At 60.4% G+C, this 22,140-nt stretch carries 16 protein-coding genes; 10 read left to right on the top strand and 6 right to left on the bottom strand.

The window, feature by feature from the left end; all coding sequences use genetic code 11:
* The first annotated feature begins 8 nt into the window (after nucleotides 1-8).
* From kdpA to BGE01nite_RS07080, 6 genes are all read left to right on the top strand, one after another.
* Complete coding sequence (kdpA, locus tag BGE01nite_RS07105; RefSeq protein WP_146849733.1) at nucleotides 9-1,841, top strand: potassium-transporting ATPase subunit KdpA; 1,833 nt, start codon at nucleotides 9-11, stop codon at nucleotides 1,839-1,841.
* 84 nt (nucleotides 1,842-1,925) lie between these two features.
* Nucleotides 1,926-3,947: a potassium-transporting ATPase subunit KdpB gene (gene kdpB / locus BGE01nite_RS07100; protein WP_146849732.1), complete on the top strand. Its 2,022-nt coding sequence runs from the start codon at nucleotides 1,926-1,928 to the stop codon at nucleotides 3,945-3,947.
* Nucleotides 3,948-4,139: 192 nt separating this feature from the next.
* Complete coding sequence (gene kdpC, locus BGE01nite_RS07095) at nucleotides 4,140-4,751, top strand: K(+)-transporting ATPase subunit C (protein WP_146849748.1); 612 nt, start codon at nucleotides 4,140-4,142, stop codon at nucleotides 4,749-4,751.
* 57 nt (nucleotides 4,752-4,808) lie between these two features.
* Nucleotides 4,809-5,543 (top strand): transposase, encoded by a 735-nt coding sequence (locus BGE01nite_RS07090; protein ID WP_146849731.1) that lies wholly within the window; start codon nucleotides 4,809-4,811, stop codon nucleotides 5,541-5,543.
* Nucleotides 5,537-8,251 carry a sensor histidine kinase gene (locus BGE01nite_RS07085; RefSeq protein ID WP_146849730.1) on the top strand — a complete coding sequence of 905 codons (2,715 nt, stop codon included), beginning with the start codon at nucleotides 5,537-5,539 and terminating at the stop codon, nucleotides 8,249-8,251. The genes BGE01nite_RS07090 and BGE01nite_RS07085 overlap by 7 nt, the downstream gene beginning before the upstream one ends.
* Before the next feature lie 18 nt (nucleotides 8,252-8,269).
* A complete protein-coding gene (locus BGE01nite_RS07080; RefSeq protein ID WP_146849729.1) occupies nucleotides 8,270-8,935 on the top strand; it encodes a response regulator in 666 nt (221 codons plus the stop codon).
* 55 nt (nucleotides 8,936-8,990) lie between these two features.
* Here BGE01nite_RS07080 and BGE01nite_RS07075 read toward each other — a convergent pair whose 3' ends face one another.
* Both BGE01nite_RS07075 and BGE01nite_RS07070 read right to left on the bottom strand, forming a co-directional pair.
* On the bottom strand, nucleotides 8,991-10,022 hold the full coding sequence (locus BGE01nite_RS07075; RefSeq protein ID WP_146849728.1) for an SMP-30/gluconolactonase/LRE family protein: 1,032 nt from the start codon (nucleotides 10,020-10,022) through the stop codon (nucleotides 8,991-8,993).
* 68 nt (nucleotides 10,023-10,090) lie between these two features.
* A complete protein-coding gene (locus tag BGE01nite_RS07070) occupies nucleotides 10,091-12,328 on the bottom strand; it encodes a redoxin domain-containing protein (RefSeq protein ID WP_146849727.1) in 2,238 nt (745 codons plus the stop codon).
* A gap of 150 nt (nucleotides 12,329-12,478) precedes the next feature.
* Here BGE01nite_RS07070 and BGE01nite_RS07065 point away from each other — a divergent pair, with 150 nt between their 5' ends.
* Both BGE01nite_RS07065 and BGE01nite_RS07060 read left to right on the top strand, forming a co-directional pair.
* Nucleotides 12,479-13,222, top strand: coding sequence for a hypothetical protein (locus BGE01nite_RS07065; protein WP_146849726.1), 744 nt, complete (start codon nucleotides 12,479-12,481; stop codon nucleotides 13,220-13,222).
* 97 nt (nucleotides 13,223-13,319) lie between these two features.
* Nucleotides 13,320-13,559 carry an acyl carrier protein gene (locus BGE01nite_RS07060; protein ID WP_170266653.1) on the top strand — a complete coding sequence of 80 codons (240 nt, stop codon included), beginning with the start codon at nucleotides 13,320-13,322 and terminating at the stop codon, nucleotides 13,557-13,559.
* Nucleotides 13,560-13,852: 293 nt separating this feature from the next.
* On the opposite strand, the gene ligA is transcribed toward BGE01nite_RS07060, so the two are convergent.
* Both ligA and nspC read right to left on the bottom strand, forming a co-directional pair.
* Complete coding sequence (gene ligA, locus BGE01nite_RS07055; RefSeq protein WP_146849724.1) at nucleotides 13,853-15,844, bottom strand: NAD-dependent DNA ligase LigA; 1,992 nt, start codon at nucleotides 15,842-15,844, stop codon at nucleotides 13,853-13,855.
* Nucleotides 15,845-15,868: 24 nt separating this feature from the next.
* Nucleotides 15,869-17,095 carry a carboxynorspermidine decarboxylase gene (gene nspC, locus BGE01nite_RS07050; protein WP_246145677.1) on the bottom strand — a complete coding sequence of 409 codons (1,227 nt, stop codon included), beginning with the start codon at nucleotides 17,093-17,095 and terminating at the stop codon, nucleotides 15,869-15,871.
* Nucleotides 17,096-17,267: 172 nt separating this feature from the next.
* Between nspC and BGE01nite_RS07045 the strand changes: the two genes are divergently transcribed.
* Both BGE01nite_RS07045 and BGE01nite_RS07040 read left to right on the top strand, forming a co-directional pair.
* The gene (locus tag BGE01nite_RS07045; RefSeq protein WP_146849723.1) at nucleotides 17,268-18,500 is read left to right on the top strand and encodes a PQQ-binding-like beta-propeller repeat protein; all 1,233 of its coding nucleotides are present in this window, start codon (nucleotides 17,268-17,270) and stop codon (nucleotides 18,498-18,500) included.
* A gap of 63 nt (nucleotides 18,501-18,563) precedes the next feature.
* Nucleotides 18,564-18,980 carry a hypothetical protein gene (locus tag BGE01nite_RS07040; protein ID WP_146849722.1) on the top strand — a complete coding sequence of 139 codons (417 nt, stop codon included), beginning with the start codon at nucleotides 18,564-18,566 and terminating at the stop codon, nucleotides 18,978-18,980.
* Between the two features lie 46 nt (nucleotides 18,981-19,026).
* On the opposite strand, the gene BGE01nite_RS07035 is transcribed toward BGE01nite_RS07040, so the two are convergent.
* The gene (locus BGE01nite_RS07035; RefSeq protein ID WP_146849721.1) at nucleotides 19,027-19,551 is read right to left on the bottom strand and encodes a hypothetical protein; all 525 of its coding nucleotides are present in this window, start codon (nucleotides 19,549-19,551) and stop codon (nucleotides 19,027-19,029) included.
* A 137-nt stretch (nucleotides 19,552-19,688) separates the two neighbouring features.
* Nucleotides 19,689-22,139, bottom strand: a complete 2,451-nt coding sequence (locus BGE01nite_RS07030) for an Amuc_1098 family type IV pilus outer membrane protein (RefSeq protein ID WP_146849720.1) — start codon at nucleotides 22,137-22,139, stop codon at nucleotides 19,689-19,691.
* Nucleotide 22,140 lies beyond the last annotated feature (1 nt).

Genomic DNA, 22,140 nt, shown 5'->3' with positions numbered 1-22,140 from the left:
ACCCTCCTATGCAAGCAAGCGACTGGCTTCAATTTGCCCTCTTCCTGGGCCTCCTCACGCTCATCACGAAGCCGATGGGCCTTTATCTCATGCAGGTGCTCGATTCCAACGGGCGCACCTGGCTGGACCCCGTGGTCAGGCCTGTGGAAAAACTCACGTACAAAATCCTCGGCGTGGATCCACAGCGCGAGCAGGGGTGGAAGCAATACACCTTCTCCATGCTCGCCTTCAGTTTGACTGGCGCGCTCTTCACCTATGCCATCCTGCGCCTGCAGCACCTGCTCCCGTGGAATCCCCAGGACCTGCCGGGCCTGAGCCATCACCTGGCCTTCAACACCGCCGTCAGCTTCACCACGAACACGAACTGGCAGAGCTATGGTGGCGAGGCCACCCTGTCCTACTTCTCACAGGTGGTCGGGCTGACGTTTCATAACTTCGTCTCCGCCGCCGTCGGTATCGGTATTGCCGCGGCCCTGGTGCGCGGCATCAGTGATCGTAAAACGAGTTTTCCAACTCGTTCAACCGTAGACCGGGTTTTCCAACCCGGTGAAACGAGTTCGAAAACTCGTTCTACAGTCGGCAACTTCTGGACCGATCTGGTCCGTGTCACCTACTACCTGCTCCTGCCGGTCTGCGTGGCCTTGGCCATCTTCCTGGTGTCCCAGGGCATGATCCAGAACTTCGATGCCTACACCCACGCCAAAACGCTCGAAGGTGCCGAACAAATCATTACGCAAGGCCCCATGGCATCCCAGGTCGCGATCAAGATGCTCGGCACGAATGGTGGCGGCTTTGTGAATGCCAATGCGGCGCATCCTTTTGAGAATCCGACACCCCTGTCGAATCTCATCCAGATGCTCTCGATCTTTGCCATCGGCAGCGGTCTCACCTACTACCTCGGCCGCATGGTGAAGAACCAGGGCCACGGCTGGGCCGTGTGGGCCGCCATGATGATCATGTTCGTCGGAGGCGTGCTCGTCTGCGCTCACTATGAAGCCGCAGGCAATCCCATCCATCAACAGCTCGGCATCACCAACGTAGACCGGGTTTTCCAACCCGGCCATGAAGATCAAACAAGCTCACAAACTCATCCCACGGGCAACATGGAGGGCAAGGAAGTGCGCTTCGGCCTCTTCAATTCCTCCCTCTTCGCCACCGTCACCACGGCCGCGTCCTGCGGTGCGGTGAACTCCATGCATGACTCCTTCACGCCCATCGGCGGTCTCGTGCCGCTGTTCATGATGGAACTGGGCGAGGTCGTCATCGGCGGTGTCGGCGCAGGCCTGTATGGCATGCTCGTCTTTGTCATCCTGGCCGTCTTCATCGCCGGTCTCATGGTAGGCCGCACGCCCGAGTATCTGGGCAAGAAGATCCAGGCCAAGGAAGTGAAGCTGGCCATGCTGACGCTGCTGGTTCTGACCCTCAGCATCCTCGGCTTCACCGCCTGGGCCAGTGTCAGCGCCTGGGGCGTCGCCGGGCTGAACAACGCCGGTCCTCACGGCTTTAGCGAGATGCTGTATGCTTACAGCTCCGCCACGGCCAACAACGGCAGCGCCTTCGCCGGCCTCACCGCCAACACTCCGTGGTATAATACCACGTTAGGCATCGCGATGCTCATCGGCCGCTTCCTCATGATCGTGCCCATCATGGCCATCGCCGGATCTCTGGCAGCCAAGCAGGCGGTTCCTGCGGGCCCCGGCACCTTCCCGGTGAATGGCGCCACCTTCACCATCCTGCTCATCGGCACCGTGCTGCTCATCGGCGCGCTCAATTTCCTCCCCGCTCTCGCCCTTGGCCCCATCGTCGAGCACTTCCTCATGGGCCAGGGCCAGCTCTTCTAAAACGTAAAACGAGTTTTCCAACTCGTTCGCCAATAACCTTCGCAAACACCCCCAACCATCGAGTTCGAAAACTCGTTCTACGATATGCCCCACAAACCTGCTTCTCTTTTGGATGCTTCCATCCTCGTGCCCGCCATCGGCGGGTCATTCAGGAAGCTCGATCCCCGCCTCATGGTGAAAAACCCGGTGATGTTCGTCACGCTCGTCGGCGCGGTGCTCACCACCGTCAGCATCTTCACCAGCCAGGCTGACCGCGGCTTCATTACCCAGCTTTCCGTCTGGCTGTGGTTCACCGTGCTCTTTGCCAACTTCGCCGAGGCGGTCGCGGAAGGCCGTGGCAAGGCCCAGGCGGACAGCCTGCGCAAGGCCCGCAAAGATACCCTGGCTCGTCGCCTCAAGAACGGCCAGGAATCTCATGTGCCTGCCCCTTTGCTGGAGAAAGGCGATCTCGTCGTCTGCGAGGCCGGAGATGTCATCCCCGCCGATGGCGAGGTGATCGAAGGCATCGCCAGTGTCGATGAAGCCGCCATCACCGGCGAATCCGCACCCGTCATCCGCGAAAGCGGTGGCGACCGCAGCGCCGTGACCGGCGGCACGAAAGTGATCAGTGACCGCATTGTGATCCGCATCACGTCCGAAAAAGGAAACACCTTCCTCGACCGCATGATCGCCATGGTGGAGGGCGCGAAACGCCAGAAGACGCCGAACGAGATTGCCCTGACCATCCTGCTGTCAGCGATGACGCTGATCTTTCTGCTCGTGTGCATCACTTTGAAGCCCTTTGGCATCTACTCGGGTGTCGCTTTCAGCATCCCTGTTCTTGTCGCACTGTTGGTTTGCCTCATCCCGACCACCATCGGCGGTCTTTTGAGCGCCATCGGCATCAGCGGCATCGACCGCCTCATCCGCCGCAATGTCATGGCCACCTCCGGCCGTGCCGTCGAGGCTGCGGGTGACATCGATGTGCTCCTGCTGGACAAGACCGGCACCATCACTATCGGCAACCGCATGGCCTCGGACTTCCGTCCTGCCAACGGCATCACGGAGCAGCAACTCGCGGATGCAGGCCAGCTCGCCTCCCTGGCTGATGAAACACCGGAAGGCCGCAGCATCGTCGTGCTGGCCAAGGACAAGTTTAACATCCGCGGCCGTGAGCTGGCCGCTCCTCATGCCACCTTCGTTCCCTTCACCGCACAGACACGCATGAGCGGTGTCGATCTCGAAGGCCGCAGCATCCGCAAAGGTGCCGCTGACTCGATGAAATCCTACATCGAAGGCAAGGGCGGTGTGTATCCCGCTGAAGTGGCGAAGGCTGTCGAAGCCGCCTCCCGCGCTGGCCGCACACCGCTCGTCGTGGCCGAGGGCAGCCAGGTGCTGGGTGTCGTGGAACTCAAGGACGTGGTCAAAGGCGGCATCAAGGAGCGCTTCGCGCAGCTTCGCAAGATGGGCATCAAGACCGTCATGATCACGGGAGACAATCCCATGACCGCCGCCGCCATCGCCGCCGAGGCCGGTGTGGATGATTTCATGGCCCAGGCCACCCCAGAGGACAAACTCAAGCGCATCCGCGCCGAGCAGGCCGAGGGCCACCTCGTCGCCATGACTGGTGACGGCACCAACGACGCGCCTGCCCTTGCCCAGGCCGATGTCGGCGTGGCCATGAACACCGGCACCCAGGCCGCGCGCGAGGCCGGCAACATGGTCGACCTCGACAGTAATCCCACGAAGCTCATTGAGATCGTGGAGATCGGCAAACAGCTGCTCATGACACGCGGCTCGCTAACCACCTTTAGTATTGCGAACGACATCGCCAAATACTTCGCCATCATTCCGGCGATGCTCATGGCCACCTTCCCGGCCATCGCCCCGCTGAACGTCATGGGCCTCGCCTCACCTCAGAGCGCCATCTTGAGCGCCGTGATCTTCAATGCGCTCATCATCATCGCGCTCATCCCGCTCGCGCTGAAAGGCGTGGCCTACAAGCCCATGGGCGCCGCCGCCGTACTTCAGCGCAACCTGCTCGTCTACGGCGCTGGCGGCATCATCATCCCCTTCATCGGCATCAAGGCCATCGACGTCATCGTCACCACCCTCCACCTCGCCTGACTCGTAAAACGAGTTTTCCAACTCATTCGCACACAGCCTTCGCAAACACCCCCAACCGCAAAACGAGTTTTCCACCTCGTTCGCAAATCACCTTCGCAAACACCCCCAACCGTAAAACGAGTTTTCCAACTCGTTCGCAAATCACCTTCGCAAACACCCCCAACCAACGAGTTAGAAAACTCGTTTTACATGATGAACCCTCTCTTCACCGAACTCCGTCCCGCCATCCTTGCCACGCTTGTGCTGGGTGGCATCACCTGCGGCGCTTATCCGCTGCTCATCACCCAGGTGGCCAATGCCACCTTCCACGACCAAGCGCACGGCAGCCTGATCACGGGCAAAGACGGCCAGATCATCGGCTCTGCCTTGCTCAGCCAGAACTTCACCGCGGAAAACTACTTCCACCCGCGTCCCAGCGCTGCGGGCAGTGGTCACGATGCCGCAAGCTCCAGCGGCAGCAACCTCGGCCCCACCTCGCAGAAGCTGCATGATGCCCTGAAGGAACGCATCGCCGCCTATCGCACCCTGAACGGCCTAACCACGGATGCCGCTGTGCCTGCGGATGCGGTCACCGCCTCGGGCAGTGGTCTCGATCCACACATCAGCGTGAAAAACGCCGAACTGCAGGCCGCTCGCGTCGCCAAGGCCCGCAACCTCAGCATCGAAAAAGTAAAAGAACTCATCATCGCAAACACCACGAAGCCTGACCTTGGCATCCTCGGTGACGCAGGTGTGAATGTGCTCGAGCTCAACCTGGCGCTGGACAACGTAGAACGAGTTTTCCAACTCGTTCCCTCCAAGTAACGTCAACACCCAAACCCAAACCGAACGAGTTGGAAAACTCGTTTTACCATCCACGCCATGCCACCCGACTTCATCATTCCAGAAGACTTCAAACCCTTCAAATGGCAGGGTGATTTTTGGAACTATGAGCGAAACCTGCCCCACTGGCGGCAGCCAGGTGTGACATTTTTCATCACCTTCCGGCTGAATGATTCGTTGCCACGCGAGGTCGTGCAGGAGGCGCAGATGGAAAAGGAAGCCTGGGAGAGGCGGATCGCCCAGCAAGAGGTCCCCGACGAACACATGCAGGAAGAGTATGCGGCCTGGCAGCGTCGCACCTGGCGGAAAATGGAGTCGGTCATGGACCAATGCCACGGCGCATGCCTGCTGCGCGACCCCGCGATCCGTCAAATCGTCGCCGACGCCCTGATGTTTTTCGAAAACGAACGCAGCAGCATGCATGGCTTCGTCATCATGCCCAATCATGTGCATCTCGCGGCACGTGCACTCGCGGAATGGCAGATTGAAGACGTGCTGAAATCGTGGAAAGGTTTCACGGCTCGCGAGATGAACAAGAAGCTGGGTCAGAAAGGCCAGCTCTGGCAGGAAGACAGCTGGAACCGCATCATTCGCGATGAGACCCACTGGCTAAAAGTGATGCGCTACATCGCCAGCAATCCCGCCAAGGCGAATCTACATGACGGAACCTTCACCGCCTGGTTTGCCGAGCGGACCCTCAACGTAGAACGGGTTTTCCAACCCGTTCTCAAAGAAGAACCACCCATTTTTCACCCCGAGGACGAACCATGGTAAATGACGAACAGCGAACGAGTTGGAAAACTCGTTCTACGGATGACGAGTTGGAAAACTCGTCCTACGCTGACGCCCTCCTCGCGGACATCGTGCGAGCGGAGGCTAAAACAGGCAGGCTGTACATCTTCCTCGGCATGTGCCCGGGCGTGGGCAAGACCTACGCGATGCTGCAAACAGCCCGCCAGCGCATGAAAGAGGGGGTGGAGATGCTCGCGGGCATCATCGAAACCCATGGTCGCGCGGAGACCGCCGCCCTTCTGGAAGGCATGCGAATGCTCCCGCGCAGGAAGCTGGAGCACCGTGGATTCATGCTGGAAGAGTTCGACCTGGATGCCGTGCTTTTGCAGCGGCCCGAGATCGTGCTGGTGGATGAACTAGCACACAGCAATGCGCCCGGTTCACGCCATGCCAAGCGTTATCAAGACGTGCTTGAGCTGCTGGATGCAGGCATCGATGTGTATACCACGCTCAACGTGCAGCACATCGAGAGCCAGGTGGACATCGTGCGGCAGATCAGCGGTGTGACGGTGCAGGAAACCGTGCCGGATTCCATCCTCGATCGCGCACATGAGATCCAGCTCATCGACCTCAGCGTGGAGAAACTGCTGCAGCGGATGACTGAGGGCAAAGTGTATCTCGGTGACCGTGCGGAGGAGGCCATGAGCGGCTTCTTCAAGGCAGGCACGCTGACCGCACTGCGTGAGCTGGCGCTGCGCTTCACCGCTGAACGAGTGGACCGTGATCTGGAGGACATCCGCAGGGCCAGACGCATCAGCAGTCCGTGGAAGACGAATGCGCGGCTCATGGTCGGCGTGGGTCCGAGCCCGCATGCGGAGAGCCTGATCCGCTGGACACGCCGCGCTGCCACAAGGCTGAACTGCCCCTGGCTCGTCGTGTGGATCGAAAGCTCACCGAGTCTGAGCACCCAGGATCAGGAACGTCTCACCCGCGCCCTTGGTCTCGCCCGCAAACTGGGTGCCGAGGTGATCTCCGCGACGGGTGAGAATGTGGCGGAAGCCCTGCTGCGTGTGGCCCGCGAGCGCAATGTGACCCAGATCGTGGTCGGCAAGCCAGAGAAGCGGCTCTGGTGGCGAGCCTCCCTCGCCGACCAGCTCATCATGGGCAGCGGCGACATTGACATCTGTGTGGTTAGGCCTGCCGCTTCAGCGGAAAAGAAGTCCGGCACCGGACCGCGGGAGCTTCTGCCCGTCTCCGTCATCGGCGAATATAGCTGGGCACTGGTCTCTGTCTTTGTGATCGCCAGCCTGTGCTGGGGCATCGCGCCGCACACGGGATACATGTTTGTGGCGCTGATCTTCCTGATCGCGGTGGTGCTGGCCGCATTGCGCTTTGGCCGCGGCCCGGTGCTGGCCATGGCCACGCTGAGCGCGCTGTGCTGGAACTATTTTTTTATTCCGCCCCAGTTCACACTGAACATCAGCAAGGCCGAGGACTGGATCATGTTCATCCTGTTCTTCATCGTGGCCCTGAGCATGGGCAGCCTCACCTCCCGGCTGCGCATGCGTGAGGTTGCTGAACGTCGCCGCGCCAGCCAGACGGACGCTCTTCTTCGGGTCACTCAGGGCGCGGCGCTCTCCGCTGATCCTGCGAAGGGACTCGCGGATGCGCTGCGCTGTATCAATGAACTGCTGCATGCGCACACAGCGCTGGTGATCCGTGAAAACGACCGCTCGCTGCCCCAGGCAGCTCATCCAGCCAGCAGCTTCCAGCCATCGGCGAAGGAGTGGGGAGTCATCGCCTGGAGTTATGAGAACAAACAGTGTGCCGGATGCCATACGGAAACACTGCCGGAGTCCGCCGCCACTTGGTTTCCTCTGCAAACAGCCACGGCCACCATGGGCGTGCTCGGTGTGCATCTGGATGATGAAACACGCCTGGACTTTGCCACGCGGCAGATGATCGAAGCCTTTGCCCTGCAACTGGCGCTCGTGATTGAAAAGGAGCACTTTGTCCAGGCCTTCAGCCATGCGGAGGTGCTGGCGCAGTCCGAAAAACTGCACCGAACCTTGCTCGACAGCGTCTCCCACGAACTCAAGACCCCAATCGCGGTCATGCAGGCCTCCCTGGAGGCGATGGAGGACATCCAGAGTCCTTATCTGACCGAGATGCGAACCGCCACGCGACGGCTTCAGCGAGTGGTCGACAGCCTCCTGCAAATGACACGGCTCGAATCCTCCGCGCTGCACGCTCATCACGACTGGTGTGATCTGCGAGATGTCATCGCGGATGCGCAGCAGACCGTCGGCGCTGCTTTGGAAACGCATCCCGTGCGCCTTCACATCGCGGACGATCTTCCGCTGTTGAAGATCGACTTCACGCTGCTCGCACAAGCCCTAACCAACATTCTGCACAACGCGGCTGTCTACACACCACCTGGCACCGAGATCGATCTGCATGCACGCCTGCAAGACCAGCGATTGCGGATCACTCTTCGCGATCATGGGCCAGGCCTGCCACCCGGTGCCGAACTGCGGGTGTTTGACAAATTTTACCGTGCGCCTGGATCTCCTGCGGGTGGGACAGGCCTTGGGCTGGCCATCACCAAAGGCTTCATCCAGGCTCTCGGCGGGCGCATCAGCGCGCATAATCATCCCGAAGGCGGAGCCGAGTTTGTTATCGAGATAGAACCAATCTCCCAGCTCACTCCGCCCGTAGAACGAGTTTTCCAACTCGTTCCCAACGAGTAAGAAAACTCGTTCTACACCATGACCGCGCTCGTCATCGACGATGAAATCCAGATCCGCAGGCTGCTGCGCATGGCCCTGCAGTCCAGAGACTACACCGTGCATGAAGCGGAGAGCGGCCAGCTCGGCCTGCAGGCGGCCGTGTTTCAAAAGCCGGATGTCATCCTGCTCGATCTAGGTCTGCCGGACATGGATGGCGTGGAGGTGCTGAAGCGTCTGCGCGAGTGGAGCCAGACACCGGTGCTCATCCTCAGCGTGCGTGACCAGGAAGCTGTCAAACTCGCAGCTTTCGATGCTGGTGCGGACGACTATGTGACGAAGCCTTTTTCAACCGCCGAACTCATCGCACGCCTCACCGCCATCCAGCGTCGTCAGCAGGCCGAGGACTCAGCCAATCTGCGCTTCGGGGACCTCACGCTAGATCCCGTGCACCATGAAGCCCTGCTCCACGAGCAACCTCTCAAGCTGACGCCAACCGAGTATGCCCTGCTGGCCCTCCTGGTGAAACATTCGGGCAAGGTAGTGACCTTGAAACAACTCCTGCGCAGCGTGTGGGGACCGCAGGCCGAGCAGCAAAGCCACTACCTGCGTGTCTACGCCAATCATCTGCGCAAGAAGCTGGAAGGCTCCTCTTTGGAGATCAAAAATGAACCCGGCATCGGCTATCGCCTCACTCAGAAATCGTGATCAGCCACCGCGGCGAGACAAACTTCGCAGTTCACTGGATGTGCCTCTCATTGGCTCATAGCCCTTTGACCTTCGTCTTCACGCGCAGCAGAAACATGTCCGCCGTGATATACAGCGTGCTCTTGTCCTCACCACCCCAGGCGCAGTTCGCCGTGGCCTGACCCGTGAGGATGGAACCCAGATGCTTGCCATCCTTGTCCAGGATCAGCACACCCCCAGGGCCTGTGGTCCAGATGTTGCCTTGGGAGTCCACCTTCATGCCATCACAGCCACCTTTGCGCTCTGGTGACTTCAGCTTCTGCGCATTGAAAAGCTCGCGTCCCTTCGCCGGCTTCGGCACGATCACTCCATTGATGATGCCCGCGATCCCCTTCCCTTTGGACACCAGGTCATACGCCATGATCCGGGTGTTGTCCTTGTCTGACACCGCGATGTAGAGCGTCTGCTCATCCGGACTCAGCGCGATGCCGTTCGGCCATTTGATATCGTCGATCAGCAGCATTGCCGGCGACTTCTGCCCCTCCACTGGATACACCGCGTAGATGCCATGATACGGTGCATCCGGCGCCTCGCCCTTCTTCATGCCATACGGCGGATCGGTGAAGAAGATCACTCCCTTGCTACTGATGACGAGGTCATTCGGACTGTTGAAACGCTTGTCGTTATACTTGTCCGCCAGCGCCGTGAAGCTCCCATCCTTCTCAAGTCGCGCGATCCTTCGCTCGCCATGCTGGCAAAGGATCAGGCTGCCCTTCGCATTCACCGCCAGACCGTTCGAGCCCTGCCCGTCTCCGGAAAGACTGCCGCTCGGCTTCAGCACCACCGAGGCAGCCTTCTCGCCTTCCTTCCAGCCAAACACCGTGTTCTCCGGCACATCGGAAAATACCAGCCCGCCTTCTTTCCACACCGGCCCCTCGGACCAGTTAAACCCGCTCGCCAGCACCTCAACCTTCGCATCCGAGTCTAACAGTGCATCCAAAGCCGGATCCAGCTTCTCAATGCTGCCCTTGAACTCCGGCAGAGGATCGGCCGCCAAGGCAAGTGATGTGATGACAAAAGCGAGGCTGGAGAGGACGGTCAGTTTCATGAGCACGCGGAGGCTAGAGAGAAGCCTCCCGCATGGCAAGCGTATGAATCAGCCAGTCACCACCTCATTCACCGCGCCGCCACATCGCCATGGAAGGGCGAGTAGTATTCGAGGTAGCCGATCATCATCTCATCAAAGGTCTGCTGGCCCCAGTGCACCGTCTTGGTGGGGTCAGGGTTCGCGGGATTCTTCTCACTGTTGTCAAACACCGCGGTGATCTTCACCTGGCTGCCACGCGGGAGGAAAAGCGGCTTGCTGTAGTCATAGCGGAGCTGCCAGTTGAAGTCATAGCGCGGGATGTCCAGCAGCACTTCTTGTTTGCCACCAGGGCGTGTGACCTCAAATTTAAAGGCCTTCCCACGCACGTGCATGTGGGCCACATACGCGAGCACGTGCATGTCAAAGGGCACATCCTGCACCTTCGTCACCACATGATCAGATTCGCCCGGCGGAATGTTCAGACGGTTCTGCGTGACGGCGGCGGTATGCACCACATAGCGCGGTGCAGTCTTGGCAAAGTGCAGGCCCATGCGCAGGCGCTCCTGCGTGGCCTTGCCATTCGGCGTGTAGTGAATCTGGAAGCTCACCGTGCATCCGGCAGGTAGCTTCTTTGCATAACCTTCCGGCCAGAAATGATTGGAGTTCCCCGGCACATACGCCGCCCAGTAGCCTTCGGAACCTTCACCACGATCACGCAGCTTCGCGCCCTTCTTGTGCACCTGGACGATCACGTGATGCACCACGCCCGCATTCGTGGGCAGGATCTCATACCCCTGCACCCAGCGGTCTTCCGGGAAGTCCGTGGACACCGTGAGAAACTGATACGGCATCGTCCCCTCCGCTTTGATATCCACCGCCCGCGGAAGCTGAATCACCGCGTCAGGCTCACCCAGCTGCCACATCTCCGGGAAAACCAGCTTCGCCGGTGCATCCGCGACATCGCCCATCGGACGGTCACTGGCCAGCCAGGCAAGGAGATCGCCCTTGTCCTGCTTGGCGAGCGAGCAGTCATTGCTCCAGAGTGTCGCCTGCCCTTCTGGCGGTGCAGCGGCAAACCAAGGCGGCATCACTCCGCGCTCCACCTGCTTGCGGATCATGCCGGCGTTCTCGATCACGTCCTCATACGTCTCCAGGCTGAACGGACCCACGCTGTCTTTGCGATGACACTCGATGCAGTTCGCCTGCATGATGCGTGAGATCTGGTGATGATAGGTGACCTTCGTCTGAGCCACCGGCGCGCTCTTCTTCAGATCCAAAGCACATCCCGGCGCCGTGGTCGCCGCCACCTCCGGCTGCTTGCGGGCGATCAACGCCGCCACAGCATCACGCAAATAAGTCTTCGTGGCCTTCTCCTTGGAGTAGCCCAGCCCATACTGGTCGTTCACCGCTCCGCGATACGTCAGCGTGCGCGCTGGATCGATGAGGAAGCACTCCGTCGTCGTCGTGGCCGCCAGCGTGGCGGTCAGCAGCCCTTCCTTGTCATGAATCACGGGGGAGCCCAGCGCATGCGAGCTAACAAACTTTTGAATATCCTCCGTCGTCTCACCCGCCACCGGGCACACCAGCATCATCCTCACCTTCTGCGCGCTCGCCTCTTTCTCAAGGCGCGCCAGCTCAGCTCCGAGCTTGCCGCTGATTGGGCAGGTGGCCCCAAAGTAAGCCACGATCAGCCCCTGGCTGCCTGCCAGATGCTCGCTGAGCTTCTTCTCCGCGCCGTTCAGGTCCTTCAGCATCAGATCAGGCACCAGATGCCCCACACCCACCTCGCTGCCTTTGAGGATCTGTGGTGCTTCGGTGAGCTCTTCGCTCTTCGTCTCAGTCACAGGAACCTCAGAGGCCGGAGCTGTCGGGGCACCGGGAACAGCAGGGATGGTCTCGCCCATCGCTTTCAGCTTGGCCACGGCGACGCTGGCCTCTTCGAAGGTGATGCTGCCATTGCCATCCGTATCGAGCCGGCTGAACCACGGTTTCTTCGGCATCTCCTCGGCCGTGATCACCCCGTCCTTGTTCTTGTCCAGGTAGTCAAAGACACCCCGCTCGCCCGATGAAGACTCAGACTTGCTGGGAGCAGCCGCCTGCTGGCGCAGCGCCTTCGCCGCTTCCTCCAGAGTCAGGCTGCCGTCTCCATTCAGGTCCAGCCGGGGCAGGATGGCGGCGGCATCCATCTCCTGGCCGGAGATCTGGCCGTCCTTGTTCGTGTCATAGGCATCGAACTTCGAGCGCAGATCAGCGGCGCCCTGGGCGCGCAGGAGCACCGCACCGGTGGCGACGACCAGGAGGAAGCAGACGAGAGTGATTCGTTTCATGAAGGTGTGATGAGTGCGCCACGCGTGGCGGATGTATGACATCAAATTCAGCAGCAGCCCTCCCCCAAACCCGGGCGGAGGAGACTGGTTGCCAGATAGGGGGACGAAAGTCTGGTTGCGCAGACGCGTTGGAGTGGCTTGGAGTACCTCATGACTGACGCGACCGTCCCGACGCCCGCTTTCCCCATCCTCTGCCATGTCACGCCCTGGTATTTCCGGCGCATGGGCATGATGACGCTGATGGTGGCGGTCTTCGGCATCTATTTCCTCTACGATGGCAAATATGGCTACCCCAAGGCCAACGTCATTGCCGACAAGAAAACCTGGTTCGAGGAAGTCGTCCTGAAGAGCTTCGACGAGGCCAAGTCCGCCGGAAAGGTGGACATCTGGGTGGAAAATGCCCGCCAGCAGGGCTGGCCCACCGGCCGGGATGGCGAGCCCCCCCGCTGGGTGTCCTACGCCGCCGAGCACAGCTGGCCGGAAAAACCGCACCGCTACACCCAGAAGGAGATCGATGAGCAGTTCTGGTGGGGCGGCGGCACCCTTTTTGCCGCTGTGATCCTCGGCGTGATGATCCTGGTGAACAAAAACAAGGTCCTGCGCGGCGAGCCAGACCACTTCGTCACCCCTGAGGGAAAAAGGGTGAACTATGCCGACTCCTTCCGGATCGATAAACGTCTTTGGGATAACAAAGGACTCGCCTACGTCTGGCACCGTCCTGGCGGCGACTCTGCCCAGCCTGCCAAAGCCGTGATCGACGATTTGAAATACGAGGGAGCCGTGCGCGTTTTGGACGTCCTCATGGCCAACTTCAAAGGCGAGTTGCTTGAGAAAGTGCAGCCTCCAGAAACGCCAGTTGACGACGCCGAAACCGAGGCGGGTAAAGAAGCTTGAAAAGTCCACTTTTGAACCACTTTCAAAAATCCAATAATTCGCCCTTGCCAAAGAAAAACGAGCCGCTACCTCTCCGCCGCACATCCCCCACCCTATTATGGCAGACAACATCCAAGACAAAGTCCGTGACATCATCGTCGAACAGCTCGGCGTGAACCCAGAGCAGGTGACGCTGGAAGCCAAGTTCATCGAAGATCTGGGCGCAGACTCCCTGGACACCGTTGAGCTCGTCATGGCCTTCGAAGAAGAATTCGGCATCGACGTTCCTGATGAAGAAGCTGAGAAGCTTCTCTCCGTGGGCGACGTCGTCCGTTACGTGGAAGAAAACGCTGAGTAATCAGCCCCTTCCTCATCAACCCTTTTCACAAGCAGGCGGGCCCTCCCGCCTGCTTTTTTGTGCCCACGACTCTCTGACATGGACTGCGGCAGCCCTGCTGCCGCTTTCTCCAGGCCAGCCCAGCTGGCCGTCGCCAACACATTGGGCATTGGAGTTCATTCGAGGCGCTCCCTCGGCAGCAAGGCTGCCCAAACGCCAAAGCGGCAGCAAGGCTACCGCAGTCCAAGTGGACCCGGGCCAGTCTGCAAACCGTCGCCAACACTCAAGATCGCAGATCAAAACGTGATCATCGATCACCCGATCATCACCCGAAACTCCGGCTCGCTGATGATCTTCACGCCCAGCTTCGTGGCCTTGTCCACCTTGCTGCCCGCATCCTCACCCGCGAGCAGATACGTGGTCTTGCCACTCACACTACCGCTGACCTTGCCGCCATGACTGCGGATGGTCTCAGCGATCTTCTCCCGCTCCTCGCTGAGAGCACCCGTGATGACCCAGGTCGTGCCGTTCAGCTTGTCACTCGCCGCCACGATCTCCTGCTGCGCAAAAGTCAGCCCACTGGCTTTCAGCCTCTTCAGCAGTTCGATGTTCACCTCATCACGGAACCAGGCAAACAAGCTCTGGGCCACGACTCCACCGATGTCGGGGCATTGGGCGAGTTCTTCCAAACTGGCCGCCTGCACGGCATCGATACTGCCAAAATGCTCCAGCAGCTTTCGTCCACCACCCGCACCCACATGCAGAATGCCCAGGCCAAACACGAGCTTCGCAGGTGACTGCGTCTTGCTTTGCTCGATGGCCTTGAGGTAGTTGTCGATGCTCTTCGTTCCTACGCGCTCCAGAGTCGCGAGCTTGATCTGGTCCAGCGCATAAAGGTCCGCCACATCCTGCACGAGCTTCAGCTCCACAAGCTGCGCCACCACCGACTCGCCGAGTCCGCTGATGTCCATCGCACCACGGCTGACAAAATGCTCGATCCGGCGCTTCACCACTTCCGGGCAGTGCGGGTTCGGGCAGCGGATCACCACCTGCTCCTCATCCTTCTTCACTCCCGTGCCGCAGATGGGACAATTCGTGGGCACCGGGATCTTCGGCTCATCGCCGCTGCGCTTCTCTGTCTTCACACTCACCACGGCCGGAATGATCTCCCCTGCCTTCTCGATGATGACGTAGTCACCAATGCGGATGTCTTTTCGCTCGATCTCCTCAAAGTTGTGCAGCGTGGCATTGCTCACCGTGCTGCCACTGACAAACACCGGCACCAGTCGTGCCACCGGCGTGAGAGCCCCCGTGCGCCCGACCTGGATGTCCACGGACAGCAGCTTGGTCTCAGCCTGCTCCGGCTGGTATTTATACGCGATGGCCCAGCGCGGCGCCTTGCTGGTGAAACCCAGCTCACGCTGATCCACAAAACTGTTCACCTTGATCACCGCACCATCCGTCTCATACGGCAGCGCTTTGCGCTTCTCATCCAGTTCACGGATTGCGGAAATCAGCTCCTCCGCCGTGCTCGCATGCCAGATGTGGTCCGCTTTGCGCAAGCCAGCGCGGCCGAGCAGATCATGCATGTCCTTCTGCGACTGCACCTCCAGCCCGGTGGCATCCGCAAGACCGTAGAAGACTACGTCCAGAGGCCGTTTCGCCACGATCTTGGAGTCCAGCAGCTTCAGCGTGCCCGCCGTGGAGTTGCGCGGATTGGCAAAGGTGGCCTCACCAGCCTCCTCACGTTCCTGGTTCAGCTTGGCGAAGTTGGCCTTCGACATGTAGACCTCGCCGCGCACTTCAAAATTCTGCGGCCCGTCCTTCGGCAGCCGCAGCGGCAGTGATTTGATGGTCTTGATGTTGGTCGTCACATCATCTCCCGTCTGCCCGTCACCACGCGTCACGGCATGTTTCAGCAGACCGTTTTCATAGCGGATGGAGATGGCCACGCCGTCCACCTTCGGCTCCACCACGCAGTCGATCTTCTCGCGGCCCAGTCCCTTTTGCAGACGGGCAAAGAACTCCGCCAGTTCCTCCTCGGAGTAGGTGTTGTCCAGGCTCATCATCGGCGCGCTGTGCCGGATCTGGGCAAAGCCCTCGATCGGCGCGCTGCCCACACGCTGGGTCGGTGAATCCGGCGTGATGAGATCCGGGAACTTGGCCTCGATGTCCTGCAGTTCGCGCAGCAGCACGTCAAACTGCTGGTCGGAGATGACCGGCTTCCCTTGGTAATATAGTTGGTTATGCCTCTCAAGGTCGGCGCGGAGGAACTCGGCGCGGGCGGCGGCTTCAGCGTGGGTCATGGATGAAGGTCGGTGATGAAAGTCTCAGGACAGCTTTCTCTTGAAGTCCTCATACCCAAAGCGCCGCACCACGCGGAGCACTCCGGTTTCAGGATCATAGAGATCGATGTCAGGATGGACCACACCGTTGAAGGTGGAGGTCTTCACCATGGTGTAGTGGGCCATGTCCGTGAAGACAAGCTTTTGACCAATCTTCAGCGGTTCGGGGAAGCTATATTCATTCACCACGTCTCCAGCGAGACAGGTCATGCCGCCGAGGCGGTAAGAGTGCGGCAGCGCGCCGGGAACATCCGTCCCCAGCACATGCGGGCGATACGGCATCTCCAGCGTGTCAGGCATGTGCGCCGTGGCGGAGCAGTCGAGAATGGCCGTGGGCAGACCTTCTGTCGGCACGATGTCCATCACGCTCGCAATCAGATAGCCTGTGTTCAGCGCCACCGCTTCACCGGGCTCCAGATACACTTCCTTGCCATGACGCTCGATGAAGCTGCGGATCACACGGATCAGGCGCTCCACATCATAGTCCTTGCGCGTGATGTGGTGACCACCGCCCATGTTCACCCACTGCACCTGTGCCAGCAACTTGGGGAAACGTTTCTCCACTGCGGCGAGCGTGCGCTCCAGCACATCGCTGTCCTGCTCGCAGAGAGCGTGGAAATGCAGGCCTTCCAGACCCGTGAGATCTTCATCCTCCAGCGTGGCCATGCAGGTGCCCAGACGGCAGCTCGGTGATCCTGGATCATAGAGGCTCACCTCCACCTCGCTGTGCTCCGGGTTCACGCGGATGCCCGGGCTTGGCGCATGCTTGCCAGCCGCACGCGCGGCATCCAGCAGCGGCTTCCAGTGCTTCCACTGCGAAGGCGAGTTGAAGCTGATGTGATGGGAGATCGGGATGATCGTCTCCATCTCCGCCTGCTTGAAGGCCGGGGCATAAACATGCAGCTCCTTGCGGAACTCCTCATGACCCAGCAGCGCCTCATGCAGACCGCTGGAGCAGCAGCCGTGCAGATACTCGCGCACCAGGTCAAAGGTGGAAAACATGGAGAACCCCTTCAGCGCCAGCAGGATCTTCGCGCCGGACTCACGCTGCACATAGGCCAGCTTCTCCAGGTTGCGCTTCAGAAGACCACGATCGACGACATACGCGGGCGTCTCGACGGCATTGACGTCGAAAGCGGGCGCGGGTTGCTCAAACACATGCGGAGGGGTTGGGGCCATGCGCGCAGGGGGATAGCGAGATGCGAGGCTCATGCCAGTAACAATGCGAGGAAAGTCCGGCGAAGATTCCACTCCTCTCTGGCACTGCATTTGCCGCGCTCCCTTTCCCGAGGCAGCATTCTCCAAATCGGCAGCAGCATGAGGGGGATTTTTTTCTCGCATTTGCGGACGGTTCGCGGCCCTATCAGACGTACAGTCACCACCTATGAAAGCCGTCCTCTCCCTCGCCCTCCTCATCACCACGGCGCAAGCCGCCGACTGGCCCACCTTCCGCGGTCCTGACCGCACGGACATCTCTGGAGAAAAAGGCCTGCTGAAAGAGTGGCCTTCCGCCGGCCCCAAAAAGGTCTGGACGAATGAGGACGCCGGTCTCGGTTACTCCGGTTACGCCATCGTCGGCGGAGTGCTCTACACCATGGGTGCTCGCGATGCCGTCGAATACCTGATCGCCATCGACACCGCCACCGGCAAGGAAAAGTGGAGCGCTGAGGCGGGCGCCCTGCTGACGAATGGCTGGGGCGATGGTCCGCGCTCCACACCGACCGTGGATGGAGACAAAGTCTATGCCATGAGCGGCAAAGGCACCCTCGGCTGCTACAGTGTCGCCGATGGGAAACAGATCTGGAGCGCCAGCATGACCGAGCTCGGCGGCAAAGTGCCAGGCTGGGGCTACTGCGAGAGCCCGCTAGTTGAGGGCACCCTCGTCATTGCCACCCCCGGCGGAGCCAAAGGCACCCTGGCCGCCTTTGACAAGACCACCGGCAAGCTCGCCTGGCAGACGGCGGACTGGACGGATGGTGCCCAGTATTCCAGCGTCATCGCCGTGAATCACAACGGCGCACGCCAGCTCATCCAGCTGACCATGCAGAGCATCGCCGGTGTGGATGCCAAGGACGGAAAAGTGCTCTGGAAGACCGAGTTTCCCGGCAAGACCGCCGTCATCCCGACTCCCATCTTCAAAGACGGCCAGGTGTTTGTGGCTGCCGGTTATGGTGTGGGCTGCAAGGCCATCAAGATCGGCTCGAACAACAGCGTGGAAACCGTCTACGAAACCACCGACATGGTGAACCACCATGGTGGCGTGGTGCTCGTGGGTGACCACCTCTATGGCTACAACGACAAAGGCGGCTGGACCTGCATGGAGTTCAAGACTGGCAAGGTCGTCTGGACGGAGAAGAAACTAGGCAAAGGCGCCATCCACTGCGCGGACGGCATGCTCTACCTGCTGGAGGAAAAGACCGGCACGGTGGTGCTCATCGAGGCCAGCCCCAAAGGCTGGAGTGAAAAGGGCCGCTTCACCCTGAACCCGCAGACCACCCAGCGTAGCCCGAAAGGCATGATCTGGACGCACCCTGTGGTCAGTGGTGGCAAACTCTTCCTGCGTGACCAGGAACTGCTCTTCTCCTTTGACGTCGGCGGAGCCACACCCGCTCCCTGATATCAGGTCCGAGGTGAAGCCTGGTCAAACATCGCTCGTTGTGGCATGCTGAGTCGCATCATCATGAAACGCCATCTTTTCACTTTCTTCGCGACTGCCATCGCGGCTGCAGGCTTCCAGGCCGCGGTCGCCGAACTGCCGCCGTATGTGTATGAGGAGCGGAAAGCGGGTGCTCCTGAGCATCTGGAACTGAAGATCGTCAGCTCTGAAGTCACCGAGAAGAAAGAAGGAGACACCACATCTGCCCAGGTCAAAGCCACGGCGGAGGTGGTCTCCGTGAAGCGCACCCGCGCCAGGCTCAAGCCCGGCGAAAGCATCGTGATCAGCTACGGCACCATCACGAAGCGGCCTGCGGGTTGGGCCGGGCCTTCCTCTCCCGGCGTTTTGACGAAGGACATGAAGGTCATCGCCTGGCTCGCCAAGGAAGAGGACGGGACTTATGCGCCGGTGGCGGGCGGACAGAGCTTCGCCCAGCCTTAAAGAGATGCGCTGCATCACCTATCCAAAAACGTGACCACCTGGAGTGTCAGCTTTCTGGATAGACCGCCACGGTCATGATGCCTTCCGTCGGCGCCCAGCCCACGACTTCCACCCGGCGGGGAGAAGCCTTGGCCGTGGCATCGCTGCTCATGCCCTGACGAACCGCATCCACGACCTTCTTCTGAGTGTCGTCATTCACATTGCTGCCGAAGAGATCCGCCAGTTTGGCGAGCACAGGTGCGGGAGCCGTCATGCCCACTGCCGTCACGGGCTGGCGGCTTTGGCCGATGGCCGCGATCTGCTCACGCATGGTTTCAGGCGGCATGCCACCAGGCATCAGGATCAGACGACGCAGGCGCGCCACGGTGGGCACATTCACATGCGGCTGCAGCGCGCTCGCCAGGGAGGGGCTCACGGCAACCGCCGGCGGCTTGATGGACTTCGTGGGCTTCAGGAACCGGCTGCCAGAGACCATAGTGTCGTCCTCCATGACCGGCAGCTCAGGCCCTGCCACCGGTAGCGGCAGCAGGCTGTCCTGCGCGCGAAGGGTCGCAGCGCAGGTCAGGCTCATCAGGAGCATCCAGGCAAGTCGGGGGGGAAACATTATCAGGAAAGGGCCGCGGTTGTATCAAGAGTGCTGAAATCCGACAATCCTATTTTTTGAGCTTTTTTGGCCTGGGTGCCGTCCAGCGGCACTCCCAGGTCCGATCAAGGCTGGTTCACACGCCTGCCGGAAGGGTCCACCACCTTCACCGAAACGAACATCAGCATGTTCTTCAGGCGGCGTTGCTTGACCTTGCTCTGGAAGGCCCGGCCAACAATCGGCAGCTTGCCGATCACCGGCACATGGTCGTCGATCATGATTTCCTGATCGGAAATAAGCCCGCCAAGGACGATCGTGGCACCATCATAGATCTTCACGGAAGTGACGATCTTCTTCGTCGAAAAGATGGGTTGCAGGATGGTGTTGGGCGTCAGTTCCACCCGCACTGGAGGCAGGGCGTTCAAAACTGCACCTGGAGCAAAGGCCACGGTGTTGATCGGCGAGCCATAATTCACAAATCCCACGAACTCGGTGAACTCGGGCGTCAGGGTCACGTCCACAGAGCGACCGTCCTCCGAGATGACAGGTTCGACATCCAGCACAACACCCACGCGCCGTGTTTCAAAGGCCGTCGGCGTGGTCGGTGTCACCGGAATCGGTGGCGGCGGCGCCTGCGGCTGGATCACACCATTGATGATGGTGACCGTGTTGTTGTTCCCCACATTGGTCGGAATCTGCGGTGGATCAAACTCGGTGGGGTAGATCAGTTCACGCACAATCTCCACGGAAGCCTTCTGGCCGCTCTTGGTGATGACCGAGGGTTTGGCCACCAGATCCAGGCCTTCTTTTTGATCGAGAGCCCGCACCACCGTTTGGAACTGCGGTGCTGTGAACACTCCGGCCAGGGAAAACGCTCCGGAGGATCTGGCCGCTGCCGAATTCACACCGCCATACAGGACATTTTCAATCGTCCGGTTGGCATCCAGGTCGGCCGAACTGCGCAACCCGGCAGTCACTGGGCCCAGGTCAGCCTTGTTCAGACCAGCCACCGCAGGAAACTCGGTGCTGCCAAAAAGATTGCTCTGCTGGTTGCCGCCGGTGCCTCCGCCGACCTGCACGTTGCTGCCACTGCCGCCCAGAAGCCAGTCAAAGCCCAGCTCTTCCAGCTTGCCGCTGTTCACCTCCAGGATCTTCACCTCGATCACCGCCATCTTGGGAGACGAGTTCAGGGACTGCTCCACCAGGGATTCCACCATCTCCAGGTTCTTGGCCGTGGTGCGCACAGTGAGCATGTTCGCCACCGGATTGTAGTTCGCACCGCCGCCCTCAGGGAAAAGGATGCCCCGGCTCTCCAGAAACTCCTTGGCACCCATGCGCCGCTGAATGGTCGTCGATCCGGCACCTGCCGCCGGCTGGGCGAAGGGATCCGCAGGCGCCGCCGCAGGAGCCATGGCAGCGCCGGCGATGAAATCTGGCGGCACCCGGAAAGTCCGTGAAATCAAGGTGGTGCCGGTATCCGTGAGGGACACAATACGGACGGCGAACTCTTCCACACGGTAGGTCACGCCGGAAACCTCCGTCGCGTAGCGCAGGATCTCCTCGACCGGCACATCGATCAAGCTCAGTGACACCGGACGCAGCGGAGTGTCTGGTGGCAGCCCCAACACGAAATCAATGCCTCTCTTCGTCGGATCGACATCACGTGTGCGGACTCGCAGGTATTCCAGGACCTCTTCCAGGCTGGCGCCGCTGAAATCCACTTTCTCAATCCGCAGGTCACGCAGCTTGTCCACCAGGCCGCTTTTGCCGCTCTTGGCTGATGTGCTCCTGCCGCTGACGGCACCATCCGGCAAGCCGCTGACGGTTGGCGCATTGAGCAATGGCTTGTGTTCCCAAAGCTCGCTCACGCCATTCAGCATGCGGCTGCGTTGATGATCTTTGGCCGTGTTAAAATATCTGGCGCGCTCCCGCTCCACCTTCTCCATGCCACGGCGGGCGGCGGAGTTGGTCGGGTCAATGCGCAGGACGTCTTCATAGGTGGCCAGAGCCTTGTCGAACATGCCCGTCTCCTCCTGGGAGGCGGCGAGTGTCAGCAGGCGCTTGACCTCCGCCACCTTCTCAATGTGCTTGGGAGTGAGCGCTGGCGGGAAGCGGTCGGGATCATTCATGATCAACCGCAATTCCACGATGCCACGATCACCTTTGGCGATGCCTTCATGGTCCAGCGTTTCCAAAATCAGGTTCGCCGCCGGGTAGTCAGCCCCGTTCACCTTCTCACGCGCCAGGATCAGTCCCGAGCGCAAATACCCCTCCAGGGCCACCGCCCGGAAAGCCTGGGCCGTGGGGATGTTCGGAATCGTCTGAAACACTTCCTCGTAGGCCTTGTAGGCGGCCGCGGACTGCCCTTCGCGCAGCAGCTTGTCGGCGGTCTCCAGCTTGGCCACCTGGTCACTCATCAGCTGGCTCCTTCTCAAAACCTCCCGTTCAGCCAGGGAAACCGTGGATTTTGAATCGGCCGCCGGGATTGTCGAGACGGCACCGACTCCCAGGCCTAAAGCCATGAGAATCTGGAGCTTGCCGGGCCAGAATTGGGTCGAAACGTGGGGGGAAATCATC

It is taken from the genome of Prosthecobacter gellanilyticus (genome assembly GCF_007992435.1).
Classification (GTDB): domain Bacteria; phylum Verrucomicrobiota; class Verrucomicrobiia; order Verrucomicrobiales; family Verrucomicrobiaceae; genus Prosthecobacter; species Prosthecobacter gellanilyticus.
The sequence above is the reverse complement of the archived record's forward strand: the minus strand, read 5'-3'. Positions and strand labels throughout refer to the sequence as shown.